Source organism: Brevundimonas sp., assembly GCF_018608325.1.
Taxonomy (GTDB): Bacteria; Pseudomonadota; Alphaproteobacteria; order Caulobacterales; family Caulobacteraceae; genus Brevundimonas.
Map to the genome: position 1 here is coordinate 10,506 of NZ_JABAZW010000177.1, position 6,553 is coordinate 17,058.

Annotated in this window: 9 protein-coding genes and 1 pseudogene; 8 read left to right on the forward strand and 2 right to left on the reverse strand. The window is 65.3% G+C overall.

Annotation, left to right across the window (positions count from 1 at the left end; translation table 11 throughout):
• Together QZ281_RS17785 and QZ281_RS17790 are read left to right on the forward strand one after the other, a co-directional pair.
• A pseudogene (locus tag QZ281_RS17785) lies at positions 1-518 on the forward strand (carbamoyl phosphate synthase large subunit); the annotation flags it as partial.
• Between the two features lie 65 nt (positions 519-583).
• Complete coding sequence (locus QZ281_RS17790; protein WP_292230853.1) at positions 584-874, forward strand: DUF1294 domain-containing protein; 291 nt, start codon at positions 584-586, stop codon at positions 872-874.
• Here the strand turns inward: QZ281_RS17790 and QZ281_RS17795 are convergent.
• A complete protein-coding gene (locus tag QZ281_RS17795) occupies positions 858-2,141 on the reverse strand; it encodes a cation:dicarboxylase symporter family transporter (RefSeq protein WP_292230856.1) in 1,284 nt (427 codons plus the stop codon). The genes QZ281_RS17790 and QZ281_RS17795 overlap by 17 nt on opposite strands.
• Before the next feature lie 129 nt (positions 2,142-2,270).
• Between QZ281_RS17795 and QZ281_RS17800 the strand changes: the two genes are divergently transcribed.
• The 5 genes from QZ281_RS17800 to QZ281_RS17820 all read left to right on the forward strand — a co-directional run bounded on the left by QZ281_RS17800 (position 2,271) and on the right by QZ281_RS17820 (position 5,115).
• On the forward strand, positions 2,271-2,483 hold the full coding sequence (locus tag QZ281_RS17800; RefSeq protein WP_292230859.1) for a cysteine protease: 213 nt from the start codon (positions 2,271-2,273) through the stop codon (positions 2,481-2,483).
• A gap of 59 nt (positions 2,484-2,542) precedes the next feature.
• Positions 2,543-3,208 carry a glutathione S-transferase gene (locus QZ281_RS17805; protein ID WP_292230861.1) on the forward strand — a complete coding sequence of 222 codons (666 nt, stop codon included), beginning with the start codon at positions 2,543-2,545 and terminating at the stop codon, positions 3,206-3,208.
• A gap of 54 nt (positions 3,209-3,262) precedes the next feature.
• Complete coding sequence (locus QZ281_RS17810) at positions 3,263-3,463, forward strand: hypothetical protein (protein ID WP_292230864.1); 201 nt, start codon at positions 3,263-3,265, stop codon at positions 3,461-3,463.
• Between the two features lie 150 nt (positions 3,464-3,613).
• Positions 3,614-4,087, forward strand: a complete 474-nt coding sequence (gene greA / locus QZ281_RS17815) for a transcription elongation factor GreA (protein ID WP_292230867.1) — start codon at positions 3,614-3,616, stop codon at positions 4,085-4,087.
• A 5-nt stretch (positions 4,088-4,092) separates the two neighbouring features.
• The gene (locus QZ281_RS17820) at positions 4,093-5,115 is read left to right on the forward strand and encodes a mitochondrial fission ELM1 family protein (protein ID WP_292230870.1); all 1,023 of its coding nucleotides are present in this window, start codon (positions 4,093-4,095) and stop codon (positions 5,113-5,115) included.
• Here QZ281_RS17820 and QZ281_RS17825 read toward each other — a convergent pair.
• Positions 5,112-5,324, reverse strand: a complete 213-nt coding sequence (locus QZ281_RS17825) for a hypothetical protein (protein ID WP_292230873.1) — start codon at positions 5,322-5,324, stop codon at positions 5,112-5,114. The genes QZ281_RS17820 and QZ281_RS17825 overlap by 4 nt on opposite strands.
• A 64-nt stretch (positions 5,325-5,388) precedes the next feature.
• Between QZ281_RS17825 and trxB the strand changes: the two genes are divergently transcribed.
• A complete protein-coding gene (gene trxB, locus QZ281_RS17830; protein ID WP_292230877.1) occupies positions 5,389-6,396 on the forward strand; it encodes a thioredoxin-disulfide reductase in 1,008 nt (335 codons plus the stop codon).
• Positions 6,397-6,553 lie beyond the last annotated feature (157 nt).

The window sequence follows — 6,553 nt, forward strand, 5'->3', positions numbered from 1 at the left end:
TCCATGGAGTGGACACGGTCCTGGGTCCAGAGATGCGCTCCACGGGCGAGGTCATGGGATTCGACACCCAGTTCGGGACAGCCTTCGCCAAGTCCCAGATCGGCGGCGGCGTCACCCTGCCGACCTCTGGCTGCGCCTTCATCTCGGTCAAGGACGAGGACAAGCCCTTCATCGTCGATGCGGCCAAGACCCTTCTGGCCGAAGGCTTCAGCCTGATCGCCACCGGCGGCACCCACGCCTATCTGGTCGAACAGGGGCTGGAGGTGAAACTGGTCAAGAAGGTGCTGGAAGGCCGCCCGCACATCGTGGACGCCATGAAGAACGGCGAGGTCCAGCTGGTCTTCAACACCACCTCGGGCAAACAGTCGCTGCAGGACAGCTTCAGCCTGCGCCGCACAGCCCTGATGATGAAGATGCCCTATTACACCACAACCGCAGGCGCGCTGGCGGCGGCCCAGGCCATCGGCGCCATCAAGGCCGGCGATCTGGATGTAAAGGCGATCCAAGCCTACGGTTGATGTTTACACTATCTCTGGTTTTCGGCAGGACACGGCCAAACTGTTCGCTCGAAAGCCAGAGATAGATGTCCGTCACCGACATAGACCGCGCCCTGGCGGTGATTTTCCTGGCCGAGGCCCTGGGTTTCGCCGCCTTCGCCTGGGACAAACACATGGCCCAGCAGGGCCTTCAACGCGTCCCTGAAAGCCGCCTTCTGTTTCTGGTGCTGATTGGCGGCATCGGCGCCTGGATGGGCCAGCACCTGATGCGTCACAAGACGCGCAAGGAGCCGTTCCGCACCTGGATGGGCATTGTCCTGACACTGCACGTCGGCTTGCTGCTGACTGCAGCCCTGGTCGTCATTCTTCAGCTGTAATTTCGCGTCCCTGCACGATCCGCGTCACCGCCAGGTCGGCAGTGACATTGCCGACGGTGCGGAAGATGTCAGGGATGACCTCGACCGCCAGCAACAGGGGCAACATCTCCAGCGGCAGACCCATGGCCAACGCGATGGGGCCAACGCTAGCAAAGAAGCTGACCTGCCCCGGCAGGCCCACCGAGGCGATGGAGACCGCCAGGGCCGTAAGGCCGCCCGCAACCAGCACCCCAAGGCTCAGTTCGATGCCGTGCAGCTGGGCCACATACAGACAGACGCCCAGATTGGCGACAGGGCTGGTGATGCGGAACACCGCCACCGCCAGCGGCAGGACCAGCCCGCCTGTCGCCTGCGGCACGCCCAGCCAGTCGCGCGCCCGCTCGATCATCACCGGCAGGCTGGCCAGCGACGACTGGGTCGAGACGGCGACCACCTGAGCTGGGGCCACCGCGCGGGCGAACCGGCCCAGCGGCACCCGCCCCCAGACCACCGCCACGACATAGGTCAGCAGGATCAGACCCAACTGGCTCAGGCACAGGATGGCGACATAATGGGCCAGCGTCCCCGCCACACCCAGACCGGCGCGCAGCCCCACGCCCAGCGCCAGCGCAAACACCCCGAACGGCGCGGCCAGCAGCACCCAGTGGACGATCACCACCATGGTCTCGGCCACCGCCTCGAAAAATCCCGCCAGCGGACGGCGCAGGTCCGTCCTGATCCGTGTTGCGGCGAACCCGAAGGCCACGGCAAACACCACCACCGCCAGCACCCCGTCGTCCGCCGCCGCCTTGATCAGGTTGGAGGGCGCCAGACTGTTCAGAAACGCCCTCAGTCCATCCGTATGGGCCGCCGCCCCCACTGTCGCGGCCGTATCCGCCGACACTCCCGCCAGCAGGTCACGTCCCGCCTCGGGATCAATCGGCCAGATCGCCAAGAGGCCCAGCCCCGCCAGGATCGCATAGACGGTCGCCCCGACCAGCAGCACGCCGAACACCATCAAGGCCCGCCCCGCGATCCGCCCGGTCGCCGCCGCGTCGGCAATGGAGACGATGCCCGTGACCAGCAGGCTGAACACCAGAGGCATTACCGTGATCCGCAGCGCATTCAGCCAGACCTGACCCAGGCTTTCGATCACCTCCAGCGCCCCGGTCAGCCAGGTGGCGTGGGTCGACTGCGCGAACGCCCCCACACCAATGCCCGCCACCAGCGCCACAATGACGAAGAAGCTCAGGGATGTGACGAATGCGGTGAAGCGTGAGCGTGCCATGACATAGGGCTAGCACTGGTTTTCATCGCGCGCGCGCCAAACCTTTTCACCGCGCCCCCTGCACCCCACATCAATGCCGACCCGAACGCGAAGCCTCTCTGCGCGTTATCCCTTCCGAAGGAGATTTCCATGGCTCGTCTGCACAAACTTGTTCCCATTCTCGGCGGTCTTCTGCTGTCCAAGGGCGGACGCCGTCTCGCCGGTCGCCACGCGGGAAAACTGGCGCTGGCCACCCTGGCCTATGAGGTCTGGCGCAATCACCGCGAGGGTTCCAAGGCGCCGGTACGTCCCGTGGGTCGTCCCACGGCCCGCACCCGCTGGAGCGGCCGCACCGCGCGATGAAGGCTCGACTCCGGCGGCGGGCGTGCAGATAGTCGCATCTTGCCGCCGGAGCGCTTTCGATGATCAAGGTCCACCACCTGAACGACAGCCGCTCGCAGCGGGTGTTGTGGCTGCTGGAAGAGTTGGGCCTGCCCTATGAGGTGGTGCGTTACGAGCGGAACACCGCCACCCGACTGGCCCCGCCCGAACTGATCGCCATCCATCCTCTGGGCAAGTCGCCGGTGATTGAGGACGGCGACATCACGGTCGCCGAGACCGGCGCCATCTTCGAATATCTGCTGGATGCCTATGGCGAAGGCCGCCTGCGCCCGGCCGCGCGGACCGAAGAGGCGCGCCGTTTCACCTACTGGCTGCACTATGCCGAGGGGTCGGCCATGCCGCCCCTGCTGCTGGCGCTGGTGTTCAGCGTCCTGCCCAAACGCGTGCCCGGCCTGATCCGCCCCATCATCAAGGCCGTCTCCGACAAGACCATCGCCGCACTGGTCACCCCGCAACTGCGCGCCGCAGTCGCCTTCTGGGAGGCGGAACTGACCCGCTCTGACTGGTTCGCGGGTGATCAGTTCACCGCCGCCGACATCATCATGAGCTTCCCCGTGGAGGCGGGCGCCACACGCGCCTTCGATGTCGCGGACCAACCGCGTCTGAAGGCGTTTCTGCAGCGTATCCATGCCCGCCCCGCCTATCAGCGTGCGCTGGAACGGGGTGGTCCCTACGCCTATGCCTGACCCTGGGTGAGGCCGTTTGACGCAACCAGAAACTTGCCAAGGCGTTAATACGCCATGCGCCTTCAAACCATTCAGATCGTCGCGGGGCTTGCCGCCGCCCTTGCATTCGTCCTCGCCTTCATGGCTGCTGGGGCTGCTCTGGTCTCTGGCCTGTTCATGCTGCTGGGCCTCGCCGCCCTTGGCTGGCTGGCTTACAGCCTGATCAAAACCGTGCTGAAACGCGACCGCAAAGCCGAGCCTTCGGCCCGCGCCTGATCCATCCACAGCCGCGAGATCGGCCTCGCCCTTGAATTAAAGGGCGATCAGGCCTATTTTCGATGCCCGGCCGCGCCCGCCCCGCGGCCTTTTGTGTGCTTAATTCGCGTCTTTCCTATCTCCGGGCGAACCAGAAAAATCACGACACCAATGGAAAAAGTGCCGATGACGGGCGAGGGCTATCGCGTCCTCGACGATCAACTGAAACAACTGAAGTCGGTCGAAAGGCCCAGTGTCATCGCGGCCATCTCCGAGGCCCGCGAGCACGGCGACCTGTCTGAAAACGCCGAATATCACGCCGCCAAGGAGCGCCAGGGCTGGATCGAAGGCCAGATCGCCGAGATCGAGGACAAGATCAGCCGCGCCCAGGTCATCGACGTATCGAAACTGTCGGGCAGCCAGGTCAAGTTCGGCGCCACCGTCACGGTCGTTGACGAGGACACCGAGGAAGAGGCCCGCTACCAGATCGTCGGCGAACACGAAGCCGATGTGAAGCAGGGCAAGATCTCCATCGCCTCGCCGATCGCCCGCGCCCTGATCTCCAAGGAGGTCGGCGACGTGGTCGAGGTCAACACCCCCGGCGGCGTGAAGGCCTACGAGATCCTCAAGGTCGAGTGGAAATAAGCCCGATGACGGGGGCGAACACTCGTCCCCGTTCCACCGGCTCCCATTCGGATGGCCCGCTCGCCATCTGGGTCGTCTCTGACGGCCGCACCGGCATTGAAAATCAGGCGCTGGGCCTCGCAGAGGCCGTCCAGCGCCTGACGCCTGCCGACATTACAATCAAACATATCCGCTGGCGGGCGCTGTTCGACCGCTGGCCTTCGGCGTTGAAGACGCGGTCCATGCTGGACCCTGCCTCCGATCCGCTGGACGCCCCCTGGCCCGACCTGTGGATCGCCACCGGGCGCGCCACCCTGCCGCTTTCGACCCGCATCAAAGGCTGGAGCGGCGGCAAGACTTTCGTCGTCCAGACCCAGGATCCGCGTTGGTCGAACGACCACTACGACATGATCGTCGCCCCCGCCCATGACGGTCTGTCCGGCGACAATGTCTTTGAGATCACCGGATCGCCGCACCGGATCACGCCAGAGCGCATCGCCGAGGCCGCACCCGCCTTCGAAGAACGCATCGCCCCCCTGCTCCATCCGCGCGTCGCGGTCCTGATCGGGGGCCGGTCCAAGGCCTTTGACCTGACTGCTGAACACGCCGTCATGCTGGCGGACCAGATCGCAGAAGCGGTCAGGACGTCGGGCGGCTCGCTGATGCTGACCTTCTCGCGCCGCACGCCGGATGCGGCCAAGGCGGCGATGACCGCGCGCCTGTCCGACCTGCCCGGCTGGATCTGGGACGGGACCGGCGACAATCCCCTGTTCGGCTTCCTGCACCACGCCGACCACATTCTGGTCACCGAGGACAGCGCCAACATGGCCGCCGAGGCCGCCTCGACCGGCAAGCCTGTCCATGTCCTGCCGATGATCCCGCTGAAGTCCGGCGACAAGTTCACCCGCCTGCACGACGACCTGCAATCGCGCGGCGCGACCCGTCCGTTCGACGGCACGCTGGACGCCTGGATCTATGATCCGCTGGCCGAAACCGACCGCGCAGCGCGGGCGGTGCTGGAGGCGATGAGCACGCGCGGCGCCATCTAATCCGGCGACTTGTCGGCGTCGTTCTTGCCGTCTTCGGCCTTCTTGTTGACGACCGCCACTCCGGCGGACCCGAGGCCTGAACCGATGGCCACGCCCAGGGCGATGCCCAGCGCCAGGTTGTCCATCGCCAAACCCAGCGCCACGCCGATGGCGACGCCCATGCTGATACCGGTGCTGAAAAAGGCTGCGCCCTTGTTCTTCATTTTCATTTCCGATCCGTCAGACCTGAAGACTAGCATCGCACAGAACGGAATCAGCGCCTAAATAGGCGTCATGAGCACTCCCAGAACCGTCCGCGTCGCCATCATCGGATCCGGTCCCGCAGGTTGGACCGCCGCCATCTATGCCGCGCGCGCCTCGCTGAACCCCGTTGTCATCGCCGGCATCCAGCCGGGCGGCCAGCTGACCATCACCACCGATGTCGAGAACTATCCCGGCTTTGCCGAGACGATTCAGGGCCCTTGGCTGATGGAGCAGATGCAGGCTCAGGCCCTGCACGTCGGCACAGAGGTCATCCATGACATCGTCACCTCGGCGGACCTGTCCCAGCGCCCGTTCCGCCTGACACTGGACAGCGGTGAGGAAATCCTGGCCGAGACGGTCATCATCTCAACCGGCGCACAGGCCAAATGGCTGGGTCTGGAGTCTGAAGCCGCCTATCAGGGCTTTGGCGTCTCGGCCTGCGCCACCTGCGACGGCTTCTTCTATCGCGGCAAGGAAGTGGTCGTGGTCGGCGGCGGCAATACGGCGGTCGAAGAAGCGCTGTTCCTGACCAATTTCGCCTCCAAGGTCACGGTCATCCATCGCAAGGACGAGTTCCGCGCCGAGAAAATCCTGCAGGACCGCCTGTTCGCCAACCCCAAGATCGAGGTGATCTGGAACGTGGCCATCGAGGAGGTCGTCGGCGTCGTCGACGGCATGGCCAAGAACGTCACCGGCGTGCACCTGAAGAACGTGCAGGACGGCTCGACCACCGAAATCTCGGCCGACGGCGTCTTCATCGCCATCGGCCACGCCCCGTCATCTGAACTGTTCAAGGGCCAGCTTGAGACCAATTCGGGCGGCTATCTGCGCGTGAAGCCCGGCACGGCCTCCACCGCCATCGAAGGCGTCTGGGCCGCGGGCGACGTCACCGACGACGTCTATCGTCAGGCCGTCACGGCTGCGGGCATGGGCTGTATGGCCGCGCTGGAGGCCGCCCGCTTCCTGGCCGAAGAAGACCACGCCAAGGCCCGCCATCCTATCAGCCACGCCGAGGCCGAAAAGATCGGCGTCTGGTGATTTCCGGCTTCTTCCTCCCCGCGACGTGGAGGGAGAAGCCGTTTTGATCTAGGTTCGATCGACATTCTGCTCCGGACCGTCATTCCGGGGCGTCCGCAGGACGAACCCGGAACCCAGGGCCGCGACGCCGTTGTTGAAGGTATTCGGCTCCGGCTTG